This is a genomic window from Aeromonas sp. R3-1 (assembly GCF_040908345.1).
GTDB lineage: Bacteria > Pseudomonadota > Gammaproteobacteria > Enterobacterales > Aeromonadaceae > Aeromonas > Aeromonas veronii.
The window spans coordinates 1-14,300 of sequence record NZ_JBFODN010000070.1; the positions used below are offsets into that span (position 1 = coordinate 1).

The 14,300-nt window shown below is 60.1% G+C and carries 15 protein-coding genes; 7 read left to right on the forward strand and 8 right to left on the reverse strand.

The window, feature by feature from the left end; translation table 11 throughout:
- On the forward strand, positions 1–688 hold a 688-nt coding region (locus AB5Y85_RS04070; protein ID WP_368221225.1), incomplete at its 5' end, for an NAD(P)-dependent oxidoreductase.
- Between the two features lie 96 nt (positions 689–784).
- Here the strand turns inward: AB5Y85_RS04070 and AB5Y85_RS04075 are convergent.
- Together AB5Y85_RS04075 and AB5Y85_RS04080 are read right to left on the reverse strand one after the other, a co-directional pair.
- Positions 785–1,267, reverse strand: coding sequence for a YMGG-like glycine zipper-containing protein (locus AB5Y85_RS04075; RefSeq protein WP_005354064.1), 483 nt, complete (start codon positions 1,265–1,267; stop codon positions 785–787).
- 247 nt (positions 1,268–1,514) lie between these two features.
- On the reverse strand, positions 1,515–3,065 hold the full coding sequence (locus AB5Y85_RS04080) for a sensor domain-containing diguanylate cyclase (RefSeq protein ID WP_162516197.1): 1,551 nt from the start codon (positions 3,063–3,065) through the stop codon (positions 1,515–1,517).
- A gap of 248 nt (positions 3,066–3,313) precedes the next feature.
- Here AB5Y85_RS04080 and AB5Y85_RS04085 point away from each other — a divergent pair, with 248 nt between their 5' ends.
- Entirely contained in the window at positions 3,314–3,916 is a 603-nt protein-coding gene (locus tag AB5Y85_RS04085; protein WP_005348028.1) for a nitroreductase family protein, read from the forward strand.
- Positions 3,917–4,030: 114 nt separating this feature from the next.
- Here AB5Y85_RS04085 and AB5Y85_RS04090 read toward each other — a convergent pair whose 3' ends face one another.
- Both AB5Y85_RS04090 and AB5Y85_RS04095 read right to left on the reverse strand, forming a co-directional pair.
- Positions 4,031–4,678 carry an HAD-IA family hydrolase gene (locus AB5Y85_RS04090; RefSeq protein WP_257687032.1) on the reverse strand — a complete coding sequence of 216 codons (648 nt, stop codon included), beginning with the start codon at positions 4,676–4,678 and terminating at the stop codon, positions 4,031–4,033.
- An 8-nt stretch (positions 4,679–4,686) separates the two neighbouring features.
- Positions 4,687–4,932 (reverse strand): hypothetical protein, encoded by a 246-nt coding sequence (locus tag AB5Y85_RS04095; protein ID WP_257687033.1) that lies wholly within the window; start codon positions 4,930–4,932, stop codon positions 4,687–4,689.
- A 116-nt stretch (positions 4,933–5,048) separates the two neighbouring features.
- Here AB5Y85_RS04095 and AB5Y85_RS04100 point away from each other — a divergent pair, with 116 nt between their 5' ends.
- Positions 5,049–5,957: a LysR family transcriptional regulator gene (locus tag AB5Y85_RS04100; RefSeq protein WP_257687034.1), complete on the forward strand. Its 909-nt coding sequence runs from the start codon at positions 5,049–5,051 to the stop codon at positions 5,955–5,957.
- A 92-nt stretch (positions 5,958–6,049) separates the two neighbouring features.
- Here AB5Y85_RS04100 and AB5Y85_RS04105 read toward each other — a convergent pair whose 3' ends face one another.
- The 4 genes from AB5Y85_RS04105 to AB5Y85_RS04120 form a co-directional block, all read right to left on the reverse strand.
- Positions 6,050–6,988, reverse strand: a complete 939-nt coding sequence (locus AB5Y85_RS04105; protein WP_257687035.1) for a sensor domain-containing diguanylate cyclase — start codon at positions 6,986–6,988, stop codon at positions 6,050–6,052.
- A 199-nt stretch (positions 6,989–7,187) separates the two neighbouring features.
- Complete coding sequence (locus AB5Y85_RS04110) at positions 7,188–7,844, reverse strand: excalibur calcium-binding domain-containing protein (protein ID WP_257687055.1); 657 nt, start codon at positions 7,842–7,844, stop codon at positions 7,188–7,190.
- A gap of 132 nt (positions 7,845–7,976) precedes the next feature.
- Positions 7,977–8,543, reverse strand: a complete 567-nt coding sequence (locus AB5Y85_RS04115; protein WP_236341925.1) for a cysteine hydrolase family protein — start codon at positions 8,541–8,543, stop codon at positions 7,977–7,979.
- Positions 8,544–8,592: 49 nt separating this feature from the next.
- Entirely contained in the window at positions 8,593–9,756 is a 1,164-nt protein-coding gene (locus tag AB5Y85_RS04120) for an FAD-dependent oxidoreductase (protein WP_042061083.1), read from the reverse strand.
- 265 nt (positions 9,757–10,021) lie between these two features.
- Here AB5Y85_RS04120 and miaB point away from each other — a divergent pair, with 265 nt between their 5' ends.
- From miaB to corC, 4 genes are all read left to right on the forward strand, one after another.
- Positions 10,022–11,455: a tRNA (N6-isopentenyl adenosine(37)-C2)-methylthiotransferase MiaB gene (gene miaB, locus AB5Y85_RS04125; protein ID WP_005335132.1), complete on the forward strand. Its 1,434-nt coding sequence runs from the start codon at positions 10,022–10,024 to the stop codon at positions 11,453–11,455.
- A gap of 54 nt (positions 11,456–11,509) precedes the next feature.
- Entirely contained in the window at positions 11,510–12,559 is a 1,050-nt protein-coding gene (locus tag AB5Y85_RS04130) for a PhoH family protein (RefSeq protein ID WP_005335135.1), read from the forward strand.
- Complete coding sequence (gene ybeY, locus AB5Y85_RS04135; protein ID WP_101529543.1) at positions 12,556–13,020, forward strand: rRNA maturation RNase YbeY; 465 nt, start codon at positions 12,556–12,558, stop codon at positions 13,018–13,020. The genes AB5Y85_RS04130 and ybeY overlap by 4 nt, the downstream gene beginning before the upstream one ends.
- 95 nt (positions 13,021–13,115) lie before the next feature.
- Entirely contained in the window at positions 13,116–14,000 is an 885-nt protein-coding gene (corC, locus tag AB5Y85_RS04140; RefSeq protein WP_005335139.1) for a CNNM family magnesium/cobalt transport protein CorC, read from the forward strand.
- The last annotated feature ends 300 nt before the right edge of the window (positions 14,001–14,300 follow it).

The following is a 14,300-nucleotide window of genomic DNA, read 5'->3' on the forward strand; positions in this document are numbered from 1 at the left end:
GGTGTGCAATATCCGCAATTACTCGGGCCCCTCGGTGCCGGAGCACGCCATGGCGCTGATGCTGGCCCTGTCGCGCAACCTCTTCTGCTGGCGCCAGTCGCTGCTGGAGGGGCGCTGGCAGCAGAGCGGCCAGTTCTGCTTTTTCGACCACAACATCATGGATCTGCACGGCAAGCAGCTTGGCATCATCGGCAAAGGGACGCTCGGTCAGGCGCTCGGCGAGCGGGCCAAAGGGATGGGGATGACAGTGCGTTACGCCCAGAGCCAGGTCGGCGCCAGTCACGACGAGGATCGCTTGCCCCTCGACGAGTTGCTGCAAAGCTCGGACGTCATCAGCCTGCACTGCCCGCTCACCCCCTACACCCGCAACCTGATTGGCGAGCGGGAGCTGGATCTGATGAAACCGGGCGCCCTGCTGATCAACGTCGGCCGCGGTGGGTTGGTGGATGAGGAGGCGCTGCTGCAAGCGCTGGCCAACGGTCGCCTCGGTGGTGCCGGTTTCGATGTGGCGAGCGTCGAACCCCCGCCCCCCGACCATCCCTTGATGAAGGCGCTGCAATACCCCCACTTCATTCTGACCCCCCATGTGGCCTGGGCCAGCGAGGAGTCGATGCAGCGTCTAGCCGATCAGCTGATCGACAACATCAACGCCTTTGCCGCCGGTCGCCGTCAGCACCGGCTGGTGTAACCGCACGAGCGAGTCACCGCAAAATCGAGTGACCACACCATGCAAAACGGGACCAACAGGCCCCGTTTTGCATCTTCCGCACTCACTGCACACACATCAATCGTCGTCATGCCATCTGTGCTTTTTATGCTTTTTGTACTTCTTGTGGTGCTTGTGATGGTGATGATCGTCGTCATCATCGTAATAGCGATCCTGGCTCTTATGACCATCGCCGGTCTTGGCACCGATGGCCGAACCGCTCGCCCCGCCGACCCCGGCGCCGATCAGCTGACCGGTATCACCGCCGACACTCTTGCCGATGGCGGCACCGCCCAGCGCCCCCACAGCGCCGCCAAGGGCCGCTTCATTCTTGTTGCCCTTGTTGGCCGTCGCAGCCCCACCAGCAGCACCGCCCAACGCCGCTCCCACCAGCGCACCGGTATCGCCACCCAGCTCCTTGCCGATCATGGTGCCCGCCACCCCGCCTGCGCCGCCACCCAAAATGGTATTGAGGGTCTCGGAGGCGTGCACGGTCGTGCTGCCAGCCAGCAAGGCGCCCAGCAGTGCCAGTGCGCGAAGAGCACGCGAATTCATCTCCATGGGTACTCCTGTCAAACCTGATTAATATTCAGCGGCACTATACAAAGCGCCACGGGGTTCGCCAGCCAGCAGAAATGAGGGATGCGACAGTCAATGGCCGCACGGCCACCGCCCAGAATGGAAGAGTAAAATCAAGCAATTGAATTTAAAGATTAAAATCACCAAAAAGCCAAACTATTACGGCAGAGTGACCCACAATCTGGTTGTCGTGTCCCGGCACAGACCCGCCGCGCTGGGACAAAAGCTGTCAGTCAGCAGCCTCATCCGCCAGATGCCAGCAGTCCCGGCCAGCCTCCTTGCTACGATAAAGGGCTGCATCAGCACGCTCGAAGATGGGGTCGGCAACGGGTGAATGGCAGGCGCCGCCGATACTCAAGGTGACCTGTCCCTTGTGCTCACGCCACTGTTGATGTCGCACCACGTCCAGCAGACAATTGAGCTTCTCCGCCAACTCATCCTGCGGCTGTTGCAGCAGAGCGGCAAACTCATCGCCACCAATCCGGTAAACCGTGCTCACCCCCAGCACATCAGCAAGGCAATTGGCCACCCGACACAGCACCTGATCGCCGAAGGCATGACCCCGACTGTCATTGAGTCCTTTGAAGTGATCAATATCAAACAGCAGCAGCCAGAAGCGCTCCCCCCTCAGCTCCAGCGCGCTCTTGTGCTGCTCGAAGGCTCGCCGGTTCATGATACCGGTCAGAGGGTCCCGCAACAGCGCATCCTGCCCCTTGAGGAAGCTGGCCCTGACCTGATCGATCTCGTTCAGGCTGCGTCGCACAAACCAGGTATTGGCCTTGGTGATGGGGGGAGAACTCTCCAGATTGCGCACGATACCGGTCAGTGAACCCGACACCAGCGCCTGCTCCTGGCGGAAGATCCGCACCAGCAGACTCAGCGTACAACACCAGATGGCAAACAGGGAGATCAATGGTAAAACCACCATCTGCAGCGCCTCATAGAGGCTGTTGCGAAACAGCACGGGCGGCAGATAGATATTGAGATCCCAGCCAATATCCGCCAGCTCGCGCTTAAGGAAAGTGCCATGACACAACACATCCAGACCGAGCCACTGCTGGCCCTGATGCTGCTCGATGGGGTGATCTGCCAGCAGATCCATATTGCTGCCCACCACCAGCTGGCCGCTGTCGCGCAAGGTAAGATAGAGTGCGGCCTGATTGCCGCCAACCGTCCGCTGTAGCGCCTGCTGCAGCGAGTCGAACGACATGTCGACCATCAGCAGCCCCAGCAGTTGCCCCTGATCGTCCCGCACCCGTTTAATCAGGCTGAGTATCAGTTCATTGGTATTGTATTCAGGGTAGGGGCCAAACCAGACGAGCTCGTCGCCCGGCATGGTGGTCACCTGATACCAGGGTCGCAGCGCCGCCTGATAACCGGGGGGCGGTAGCCAGTCCGGGTAGCTGTCGATACGATCCGCGTTCAGGTTGTAAAAGTAGATGTAGTGGTTACCTGGTTTGATCTTGTGCGCAATGGCCCAGATGGGGGAGTCGGCCAGCCCGCCGCGAGCGATCTTCTCCTTGTCGAGCGAAGCCTCCAGCACTGCCAGTTGCCGCTCATTGACCTTCACCATCTCGTGGATCAGGGACGCTTCAACGGAGGATGCCATGTGGCCGAAACCGGATACCGTCATGTCGATATCCCTCAGATAGCTGGCAATAGCCATGATGATCGTCACTATCAGGATCATCAAACCAATCAATGCAGAGAGGGGGACCAGCACATAGTAGCGTTTATTGAGATACGAACGGCTCACATCACATCCGAACCAAGAAAACATACGGGGATTGTGGGAGAGAAAGGAGAGTGAATCATTGATTAATATCACTTTCGCGCCCCTTAAATGACATTTCCAACATTAACGAAACTTCAAGGTTCGCAAACGAATATCAACTGACAGGAAAAACGCTAGTTACCCCGGGTTAACCCCGCTCTGCATCGCGGGTGTTATAGTCTATACCTGATTCGGCAGGCGCTGGACAAACCGTCCATCACCGGCTGCAACGCCAAGCAGAACAAGGAGATGTTATGAGCAGTCCGTTTATCGAACAGATCAAAGCACGTCGTACCATCTATGCCCTGGGCGACCAGGTGTCCCATACACCGGAGCAGCTGACGGCCCTGATCCAGGATGCCATCAGGCACAGCCCCTCCTCCTTCAACTCCCAGAGCTCCCGTGCCGTCATCCTGTTTGGCGCCCAGCATCACAAGCTGTGGGATATCGTCAAAGCCGAGCTGAAAAAGATTGTGCCGCCGGAAGCCTACGCCCAGAGTGAGGCCAAGGTAGATGGCAGCTTTCGCGCAGGCTTTGGTACCGTGCTGTTCTTCGAAGACACCGACGTCATCAAGGATCTGCAGCAAAAATTCGCCCTCTACGCAGACAACTTCCCCATCTGGTCGGAACATGCCACCGGCATCGCCCAGTTTGCGGTCTGGACAACGCTGGCGCAGGAGAAAGTCGGTGCCTCCCTGCAGCACTACAACCCGCTGATCGACGAGGCGGTACGCAAGGAGTGGAACCTGCCCGCCAGCTGGCTGCTGCGTGCCCAGATGCCCTTTGGCAGCATCAAGCAACCGGCCGGCGACAAGACCTTTATCGACGACGCTACCCGTTTCCGTGTTTTCAAATAACCGTTGAGAAAGCAAAACGCCCCCGCATCTCGGGGGCGTTTTTATTGCGGCATACAGTGTTGATGGCGATGGTTCATACCGCAATCTGCGGTCATAACGCGCTCTATCCACCGCTCAGGTGGGCAGCGTCACCAGCAGGGACGCCTCCCCCGACTCCACCTTCACCTCGCACCAGTCGCAGATCACCGCCACCACCGCCGGATTGAGCGGCGCATCGCCCCCTACCTGCACCACGGTGCAACCTGCACGCAGGGCACTCTCGATACCGGCCGGGGCATCCTCGAACACCAAGCAACGAGCGGGCGAGACGCCAAGCCGTTCAGCCCCCAGCAGATAGGGCTCGGGATCGGGTTTGCCATTGACCACCTCTTCGGCCCCCACCAGTACGTGGGGCAGCGGCAAACCGGCACAACTCAGGCGATGGCGGGCAACCCGCTCACTGGCGGAGGTCACGATGGCCCAAAGCTCTGGCGGCAAACAGTGCAGCAACTCGCCAGCCCCAGCGATGGCGTCTCCGCCGGTATGCAGCATCTCCAGCTCGTCGAGCCGCGCCGCTTCCAGCTCCACATCCAGCTGCGGGGCCAACGCCCGGATCACCTCACGTGAGCGCATACCGTGGCACATCGCCAGTACCGGCTCGGGGGCAAGCTGATGATGCTGACACCAGAGCCGCCACACCTTCTCCACATCGCCTATCGAGCAGACCAGGGTGCCATCCATATCGAGCAGCAGGGCGGATACCGACAGGGTGATCGTGTTCATGTCGGTAATCATGCCGATACTCCCGCCAGCTCAGGCTCAGCCCCCTGCTGCGCATCGGCAAAAGCCTGCTGCTGGGCGGCACGTTCATAACAGGCGAGCGCCTGTTCGGCGCTGCCTGCCCACACCTGCAGCGGGCCGACCACAAACCCCTGTTGCAACAGGCTGGCGAGCAGCTCCCCCGTCTCCGGGGCCGCCAACGGCTGAGCCAGCACCAGCTTGCCCTTGATCAAAAAAAGATAACGTTGAGTGGACATGATATGGCTCCTTGTTCCGGTTCAGAGGAGGACGATTCCCCCCTTGCCGAGCCATTAGAACAAGGCGATTAGATAATTTATAATCAATAAATCGCCACTTTGGATAACAAATTGGAATGAAATTCGACTTGAGGCAACTGCAGGCGTTTGTGACGCTGGCCGACACCGCCAACTACCGGGAAGCGGCCAGCCGCCTCTTTATCACCCAGCCGGCCCTCACCAAGCAGATCCAGGGGCTGGAGCAGACGCTGGGCTGCACCCTGTTCAAACGGGGCCGCCACGGCGCCGAGCTGACGGCGCTCGGCGCCCAGCTGCTCACTCAGGCAAGCGCACTGGTCAAACACGGCAGGGAGTTTGAACGTCACGCGCTGGCGGTGGCGAGTGGCGTGGCCGGTCGGCTCAAGATTGGGTTTGGCCTGTCGAGCTTTGCGCTTGCACCCTCGCTGGTCGCCCGCTTCAAGCAGCAGGTCCCGGACGTGATGGTCCATCTGCAGGATATGCCCTCCGCGATCCAGCAGGAGCAGCTGCTCTCCGGCCAGCTCCAGCTTGGCTTTATGCGCCGCCCCGAGCTGCCGCAGTTGCGCGAGCACAGGTTGCTGATCGACCGGCTGGTGCTGGCGGTGCCGACACGAATGACCGAACCAGACCCGGCCGCATTCGACGTCCAGCAGGCACTGACCAGTCAACCCCTGTTGCAGATGGTGGGCCACCGCTGCCCCGGGCTCAGCCAGCAGATCGCCGGTTTTCTCGGCGCCAATCGGCTGACCGGCATGGTCCAAGAGGCCGAAGATATCCAGACGCTGGTGGCGTTGGTTGCGGCGGGCATCGGCAACGCCATCCTGCCACGCAGCGTCAGCTTTATCGCAGGGCCCGATGTCACCCTCTATCCTCTCTCTGGTCCCAGCTCCGAGTGGGAGGTCAGCATGGTATGGAATCCGGACTTTGCCGACCCCATCCGGGATCACTTCGTCAGGCAGGTGATCGCCAGCCATCCCCTGCCGATGTCGGCCACGCCCGAGCGCTGAAACCAACGCTCGCTGGTAGCTAACATCGTGCCACGTCAAAACAGTGCTCCCCCATCAAGGGGGCGCATGCAGGACAAAAGCGGCAATGCGGCTCAACAGCTGGCGCAGTGGCTACGGTTTTTACCCGCCCCCTTGGCGCAATAAAGCGCCGCATCGGCCGCGGCCAGCAACGCCCCTTCTCCCTCCAGCAGTTGCTCAGCCGTGTAGGTGGCAATGCCAATGCTGGCGCTAAGCTGAATATTATTTGCCACCACGATGTCGAGATCGTTGATGGCCTGGCGGATCTCCTCTCCAATCCGCTGGGCCGCATCTCTATCAGTATTGCCGAGGATCAGGGCAAACTCGTCACCACCAAAACGGCAGGGCAGATCCGCCGGACGCTGGCAGAAGGATTGCAGAAGATGGCCCACCAGCTGGAGGGATCCATCCCCCATCTGATGACCAAGATGGTCATTGCACGCCTTGAAGTTATCCAGATCCAGCATGATGAGGGAGAGCGGGGTATGTTCACGCATGCTGCGCCGCCACTCGTTATGCAAAAAGCTGTTGAACAGCCGCCGATTGGCCAGTCCGGTCAAGGGATCATGTTGGGAGAGGCTGGCAACTTCCAGCTCCAGCAGCTTGCGCTCGGTGATATTGATATGGGCGATGGAAAAATACTCGGCGTCAAGTCCGGGTACCGGCGCGACTCGCATCATAAACCAGCGATGGGTGTCGGGGCTGTGGCAGGGGTATTCCAGATAGAACTTCTCCTGCTGATGACGGATAACCCGGAGGATCCCCTCCACGGCAGCCAATCCCGAGGGCTCGGATTCAGCGTCACAAGCCCCCATGTAATTGACCCCAATCCAGTTATATCCCTTGGGCATGCCGTTTTGCTCGGCAAACAGATCCCAGGCGAGATTGGTGTAATGGATCACGCCATCCCGATCTATCACCGATATCTGGTCTTCCAGCGAATCCAGCAGCGCAGCCAGATGATGGGCTCGCTCGGCGAAGTGACTCTGCCGCGTCTGTATCTCATCCGCCATGGTGGCCATCCTGTGGCAAAAGTGGCATACCGCCATCTATTAACAATTAAGTCAGCAGATAGAGTAAAGCACCCCGTTCCCACTTAGCCAACTGAGACCAAATTTCACCATCGAACATCATCCGGCAAGGTTTCAGGCCAGTTTCCCTGTTCCGGATAACAAGAGCACATCATGAGCATATGTATCTGATAAGTCACATTTAATGCCCACACCACTGATTTTCGCAGGGGATGCCATCGCCCTCTCCGTCCATTTTGGTGTTCGGACAATGTTGCAAAAACCAGGTTGCCTCCTCGCAGGAGGTCATCTGGGAGCAATGCTGCCGACCATCACACTGACGAATAAAGGTCGTTGCCTGTGGCGTGCTGACCCCCTCCTGATTGAAAGAGGAGACCGGCAATGGCGCCATCGACTCGGCCGAGAAACGGGAATAGATGGAAAAGAGGCCGACGAGCACCAGCAGAGGGATCAATTTGCCACTCCAGCTGCTCTTGCGACGTCGATAGGAGTTACTTCTCTCTCTGGTCGAGGTGGATCGTGGCGGCTGACTTGCCGCCCGAAACGATGGCGCCGCCGATGATGCGGCCGACGGCACGGCATCCGCCAACGTGAGCGGGCGATCGGGGAAAAAGACCTGTAACGCCCTCGGTTTGCCATCCTGGCCACTGCCGATCAGATAGGTGACACGCTCCCCCGGCTCTGGCACGCGGCCATCTGATTTCAGCGCCGTAACATGCACAAACAGCCCTGCACCGCGTGATCCATTGATTGTCTGCTCGGCGCCATTTTGCTCCGGCGTAATAAATCCAAAGCCGCGCGCCTCGTTCCAGCTCGCGATCCGTCCCTGATAACGCATCTGTCCATCCTTGTTGTTATCCATGTGAGCACTATATTGCCCGACAATCATGTTGCCCAAAAGCGCAGCGGCCCGACAAGGAGCCGCTGAGTCAATCTCAACACGGTGATCGGGCTCAGCCTGCGTTAAGGATCAAGCCAGTCGGGACACCTTGATGATCTCGGCGATGCGGCCCAGCATCCGCAGCGAGGTGTGATGCTCGGTGGCATCTGCGGCGGCGCAGGCATCCTCCAGAATGGTGATGGCGTAGTCGCGATCGTGACCATCCCGCGCTGCCGCCTGAATGGCCCAGCTGGTGCTCACCCCGCACAGATAGAGGTGGTCGATGTGGTTGGCCCGCAGCGCAGGCTCCAGCGCCGTGCCATAGAAGGGGCTGACCCTGGGCTTGGTCAGCACCAGATCACCGGGCCGCACATCCAGATCCGGGTGAAAGTCGGTGCCGCTGTCAGCCAAAGAGAGCGCCCCCAACTGATGAGCCCGACCAAACATGGGAGACCCCTTGGGTTGCAGCTGATAGCCGCCGTCAAAGCCCACCTTGATCAGCACTACCAGCCAACCGTGGGCGCGGGCATGGGCCAGCGCCTGATTGGCATGCGCAATGGCATCCTGCTCCACCACGTGGGCTGCCGAGGCGGCAATGCGCCCGTCGGGATGGGCAATATCGTTGATAAAATCGATCACCAGCAGTGCCTTGTTCATCACCTTTGCTCCTTCGCGCATTCAGCCCGTGCTATCTGGTTTCTACCTGTCAAACCAGCCCCAGTGCATAGCGCAGCGCCATTTCCTTTAAGGGGCCAGCTTTATCCGCCAGATTGAGTGCCAGATTACGGGCCAGCTTGAGGGGGCCAATCTCGTTGCTGAACACCCCGTAGAAGAGATCCATCCCCGACTGCATCAGCAGGTTGTCGGGACGACGGCGCCGCTCGTAACGCTCGGCCAACGCCAGTTGATGCCAGTCGGCGCCAGCTCCTTGCAGCAGATCAGCCCAGCAGGCCACATCCTTGAAGCCGAGGTTGACCCCCTGCCCCGCCAGCGGGTTGATGGTGTGGGCAGCATCGCCAAGCAGCACCACCCGACCGGCGTGATAGTCGTTGGCGTGGCGGCGCACCAGCGGGAAGCTCCCCTTGCCGGTGACGGTAAATCCACCGAGCCGACTCGGGAAGTGGCGGCGCACTTCGGCGGCAAGCCCTTCGTTGCTCATGGCCGCCAGCGCGCGGATACGGGCCGGGCTGTCATACCACACCAGAGAGCCGTGCTGACCGGGCAGCGGCAGAAAGGCGCGCGGGCCGCTCGGGGTGAACTGCTGCCAGGTGATATCTTCCTGCGCAAAGTCGGTGTCGATATTGATCAGCATGCAGTGCTGGCGGTACTCGAAGCGCGATACGCCGATACCCGCCAGCTTGCGGGTGTGGGATTCGGCACCATCGCAAGCCAGCACCCAGCGGGCCGCCAGCTCGGTGCCGTCGTCCAGAGTCAGCACAGCTTCATCCGCACTCTGGCGCAGGCTGGTCACCGCCGCCGGGGTATGGGTCTGGATGGTGGGGAAATCCTCCATCCGTTTGAGCAGGGCGAGCTGCACCAACCGGTTTTCGATGATGTAGCCGAGCTGGGGCAGACCGAGATCGGCGGCATTGAAGCGGGTGGCAAAACCGTCCAGCTCCCAGGTCTCCAGTCGGCGGTAGGGGCAGAGCCGCATCTGCTGCAGATGGTGCCAGGCACCGGCCTGCTCCAGCAGCGCCACCGAGGCCTGACTGATGGCAGAGACCCGCAGATCCAGCGGCTGCTCCGGCGCGTAATGCTCCGGCAGTTGGGTCTCGATGACCCGCACCGAGAGGCCCTGAGCCGCCAGCAGACAGGCTGTGGCGGCGCCCACCATGCCGGCGCCGACGATGGCGATATCACACTGTTCCATACATTTATTCCTGAAAGGGTGCGTCCGGCGACAGCGCCCGGACGTGAACCGGATGGCAACATGATAGCGCAAGGGCGGCTGATAAACAGTGAGACAAACGGGGAATTGCTGCGTCAAATCAAGGAGAAAGCTTATTGAGCTTGCTGGCAACAGGTATCGGGTGAGCACCATTGCCAGCTGGATATTAGCTAGGCAGTATCCAGATTGCGGAGTAAAATGCGCGGTCCTTTGACCATGCCGATTTCAAAACAAGTCAAGAGAAGCAATGAGCAAGAAACTTCACATTAAAACCTGGGGTTGCCAGATGAACGAGTATGACTCGTCCAAAATGGCCGACCTGTTGGATGCCAGCAATGGCTACACCCTTACCGAAGAGCCCGAAGAGGCAGATGTCTTGCTGCTGAATACCTGCTCCATCCGCGAAAAGGCGCAGGAGAAGGTGTTCCACCAGCTGGGACGCTGGAAAAAGCTCAAGGCCAACAAGCCCGGTCTGGTGATCGGCGTGGGTGGCTGCGTTGCCTCTCAGGAGGGCGATGCGATTCGCCAACGCGCTCCCTATGTGGATATCGTGTTCGGCCCGCAGACCCTGCATCGCCTGCCCGCCATGATCAAGGAAGTGCAAGAGGGCCGTGGTGCACAGGTTGATATCGCCTTCCCCGAGATCGAAAAATTCGACAGCCTACCCGAACCGCGCGCCGAAGGGGCTACCGCGTTCGTCTCCATCATGGAAGGCTGCTCCAAATACTGTACTTACTGCGTGGTGCCCTACACCCGCGGTGAAGAGGTGAGCCGACCGCTGGACGACGTGCTCTACGAAATCGCCCAGCTCGCCCAGCAGGGCGTGCGCGAAGTGAACCTGCTCGGCCAGAACGTCAACGCCTACCGCGGTCCGACCTTTGATGGCGGCATCTGCACCTTCGCCGAGCTGCTGCGTCTGGTGGCCGCTATCGACGGTATCGATCGCATTCGCTACACCACCAGCCACCCCATCGAGTTCACCGACGACATCATCGAAGTCTACAAAGACACCCCGGAAGTGGTCAGCTTCCTGCACCTGCCGGTGCAGAGCGGCTCCGACCGTATCCTGACCATGATGAAGCGCCCGCACACCATCCTGGAGTACAAATCCAAGATCCGTCGCCTGCGTGCCGCCCGTCCCGACATCACCATCAGCTCCGATTTCATCGTTGGCTTCCCGAACGAAACCGATGAGGATTTCGAGGCCACCATGAAGCTGATCGAGGATGTGGGTTTCGACATGAGCTTCAGCTTCATCTTCAGCCCGCGCCCGGGCACCCCGGCCGCCGACATGCCCGACGATGTCGACATGGAAGTGAAGAAAGCCCGTCTGGCCCGCCTGCAGCACGTCATCAACAACCAGGCGATGCAGATTGGCCGCGCCATGCTGGGCACCACCCAGCGCATCCTGGTGGAAGGGCCATCCAAGCTCGATCCGATGCAGCTGTGTGGTCGCACCGAGAACAACCGGGTGGTCAACTTCGAAGGCCAGCACACCCTGATCGGCGGCTTTGCCGACGTGGAGATCACCGAGGTGCGTCCCAACTCCCTGCGCGGCAAGTTCATCCGCGGCGAGAGCGAGATGAACCTGCGGATCGCCACCGCACCGAGCGAAATCCTGGCCCGTCGCCCGGATAACGTACCGGACGAGCTGGGCGTGGCCGCTTTCACACCCCATTAATCCCCTCCTCCCCATTCGCCCGGCGGATGGGGAGCGCCTTGAGACGAGGATATTTTGAGCCGACACATCTCGACCCTGAATCTGCATCTGGAGCCCGCCGACAACCAGCGCCTTGCCAGCCTGTGCGGCCCCTTCGATGACAACATCAAGCAGCTGGAGCGCCGCCTCGGCGTCGAGATCAGCTACCGTGACAGCCACTTCCAGCTGGTGGGCAAACCGGCCCAGCTGGATGCCGCCGCCGTCATCCTCAAGCACCTCTATGTGGAAACCCAGCCCCTCAAGGGTGGCAAGGTGACCGATATCACTCCCGACATGGTCCATCTGGCCATTCAGGAGTCGCGGGTGCTGGAGCAGGATGACGAACCGGCGCCTAGCATCCCCTATGGCAAGGAGGTGACGGTCAAGACCAAGCGCGGTCTCATCAAACCACGCAGCCCAAATCAGGCCCAGTACATCGCCAATATCGTGCGCCACGACATCTGCTTCGGCATCGGCCCGGCCGGTACCGGCAAGACCTATCTGGCGGTCGCGGCGGCGGTGGATGCGCTGGAGCGTCAGGAAATTCGCCGCATTTTGCTGACTCGCCCGGCGGTGGAAGCGGGGGAGAAGCTCGGCTTCCTGCCCGGGGATCTATCCCAGAAGGTGGATCCTTACCTGCGCCCGCTCTACGACGCCCTGTTCGAGATGCTGGGCTTTGAGCGGGTCGAGAAGCTGATGGAGCGCAACATCATCGAGGTGGCGCCGCTCGCCTATATGCGCGGAAGAACCCTCAATGACGCCTTTATCATTCTCGATGAGGCCCAGAACACCACCACCGAGCAGATGAAGATGTTCCTGACCCGCATCGGCTTCAACTCCAAGGCCGTGGTCACCGGCGACATCACCCAGGTCGACCTGCCGCGCAACGCCAAATCCGGCCTGCGCCATGCTCTGGAAGTGCTGCAAGGGGTCGATGGTCTGTCGTTCAACTTCTTCGAGTCCAAAGACGTGGTGCGCCACCCGGTGGTGGCCCGTATCGTGCAGGCTTACGAGGCATTCGATGCCAAACAGGCAGCCGAGAAGGTAGCCGGCCAAACAAACGCCAGCAAAGAGAGTGAGCAATGAGCGTAACCCTGGATCTGCAACTGGCCAGTGCCAGCACTGACGGCCTGCCCACCGAAGCCCAGCTGCAAGGCTGGCTCGACGGCACCATTCTCGGCTTCCAGCAGGAGGCTGAAGTGACGGTGCGTATCGTCGATGAGGCGGAGAGCAACGAGCTCAACCTCACCTATCGCGGCAAGGACAAGCCCACCAACGTGCTCTCCTTCCCGTTCGAGGCGCCGCCCGGTCTGGAGCTGCCGCTGCTCGGCGATCTGGTGATCTGCCGTCAGGTGGTAGAGCGCGAGGCCGAGGAGCAGAACAAGCCCCTGATGGCCCACTGGGCCCACATGGTTGTGCACGGCAGTCTGCATCTGCTAGGTTATGACCATATCGAGGATGAGGAAGCCGAAGAGATGGAAGCGCTTGAGCGCGACATCATGCAGGAGCTCGGTTTTGCCGATCCTTATCTGAACGACGAAGAGTAAAGAACCGGATGGTCATCGTCTTGAAACAGCAGATGGCCATCCTTATATAACCCGAACTATTTCAAGTGTGTTCATACGAGTAACCAAGAGAGAAAATGACCGACGATCACCCTAGTACCGGCTCGCCGAAGAAAACCTGGCTCGACAAACTCAGCCAACTCTTCCAGGGCGAGCCAAAAGACCGCAATGATTTGGTAGACGTGATAGCCGATGCCGAAGAGCGCGACCTCATCGATCAGGACACCAAGGACATGATCGAGGGGGTGCTGGAGATCGCTGATCTTCGCGTGCGCGATATCATGATCCCCCGCTCCCAGATGGTGACCATCGAGAAGTCCCAGCCGGTGGATGCAATCCTGCCGGTGATCATCGAGTCCGGCCACTCCCGCTTCCCGGTGATCAACGAGGACAAGGATCATGTGGAGGGCATTCTGCTCGCCAAGGACCTGCTCCCCTTCGGGTTTGGCGGCCATCACGCCAGCGAGCCGCTGCATCTCGAGAAAATCTTGCGCCCCACGGTGATCGTGCCGGAAAGCAAACGGGTTGACCGTCTGCTCAAGGAGTTCCGTGAAGAGCGCTACCACATGGCCATCGTGGTCGACGAATTTGGTGGCGTCTCCGGTCTGGTGACCATCGAAGACATACTGGAACTGATCGTTGGCGAGATCGACGACGAGTTTGACGACATCGAGGATGAGCCGGACGAAATCCGCCGCCTCAGCAAGCGGGTCTTCTCCATCAGTGCCCTGACCGAGATCGAGGATTTCAACGACTTCTTCGGCACCAAATTCAGCGATGAAGAGGTGGATACTGTGGGTGGTCTGGTGATGCACGCATTCAGCCACCTGCCCAAGAAGGGCGAGGAGATCGAGCTGGATGGCTACCTGTTCAAGGTGATGCACGCCGACCGGCGCCGTCTGCAGCAACTGCAGGTGAAGATCCCCGAACACCACGCGGCGGCGCAATCCGAGCCGCAATAGGCAGCTCTGCTCGATGTGTGAAACAACGCCCCGACCTCGGGGCGTTGTGCTCTCTGCCACCGGCATCGAGGCTCGCCGTTGTCCCGCTTACAGGTTAAGATACCGGCCATTCGACCCCAGTTGCACACCAAGACGAGCACCATCGCCCGTGAGATTATCCCCTGTTACTTCCAAAATTCTGTTAAGCCTCAGTGCGTTGGCCTCTGGTGCCATCGCCGTGCTGGCCTTCTCCCCCTTCGGCTACTGGCCGCTGGTGATCCCCTCCCTGCTTGGCCTCTACGCCCTGCTGGACAAAGCCAC

Excerpts from the sequence above, each read along its gene's own strand:
- AB5Y85_RS04075 (WP_005354064.1), bottom strand. The coding sequence starts at position 1,267 with ATGGAGATGAATTCGCGTGCTCTTCGCGCACTGGCACTGCTGGGCGCC.
- AB5Y85_RS04080 (WP_162516197.1), bottom strand. The coding sequence starts at position 3,065 with ATGTTTTCTTGGTTCGGATGTGATGTGAGCCGTTCGTATCTCAATAAA.
- AB5Y85_RS04085 (WP_005348028.1), top strand. The coding sequence starts at position 3,314 with ATGAGCAGTCCGTTTATCGAACAGATCAAAGCACGTCGTACCATCTAT.
- AB5Y85_RS04090 (WP_257687032.1), bottom strand. The coding sequence starts at position 4,678 with ATGAACACGATCACCCTGTCGGTATCCGCCCTGCTGCTCGATATGGAT.
- AB5Y85_RS04095 (WP_257687033.1), bottom strand. The coding sequence starts at position 4,932 with ATGTCCACTCAACGTTATCTTTTTTTGATCAAGGGCAAGCTGGTGCTG.
- AB5Y85_RS04100 (WP_257687034.1), top strand. The coding sequence starts at position 5,049 with ATGAAATTCGACTTGAGGCAACTGCAGGCGTTTGTGACGCTGGCCGAC.
- AB5Y85_RS04105 (WP_257687035.1), bottom strand. The coding sequence starts at position 6,988 with ATGGCGGATGAGATACAGACGCGGCAGAGTCACTTCGCCGAGCGAGCC.
- AB5Y85_RS04110 (WP_257687055.1), bottom strand. The coding sequence starts at position 7,844 with ATGCGTTATCAGGGACGGATCGCGAGCTGGAACGAGGCGCGCGGCTTT.
- AB5Y85_RS04115 (WP_236341925.1), bottom strand. The coding sequence starts at position 8,543 with ATGAACAAGGCACTGCTGGTGATCGATTTTATCAACGATATTGCCCAT.
- AB5Y85_RS04120 (WP_042061083.1), bottom strand. The coding sequence starts at position 9,756 with ATGGAACAGTGTGATATCGCCATCGTCGGCGCCGGCATGGTGGGCGCC.
- miaB (WP_005335132.1), top strand. The coding sequence starts at position 10,022 with ATGAGCAAGAAACTTCACATTAAAACCTGGGGTTGCCAGATGAACGAG.
- ybeY (WP_101529543.1), top strand. The coding sequence starts at position 12,556 with ATGAGCGTAACCCTGGATCTGCAACTGGCCAGTGCCAGCACTGACGGC.
- corC (WP_005335139.1), top strand. The coding sequence starts at position 13,116 with ATGACCGACGATCACCCTAGTACCGGCTCGCCGAAGAAAACCTGGCTC.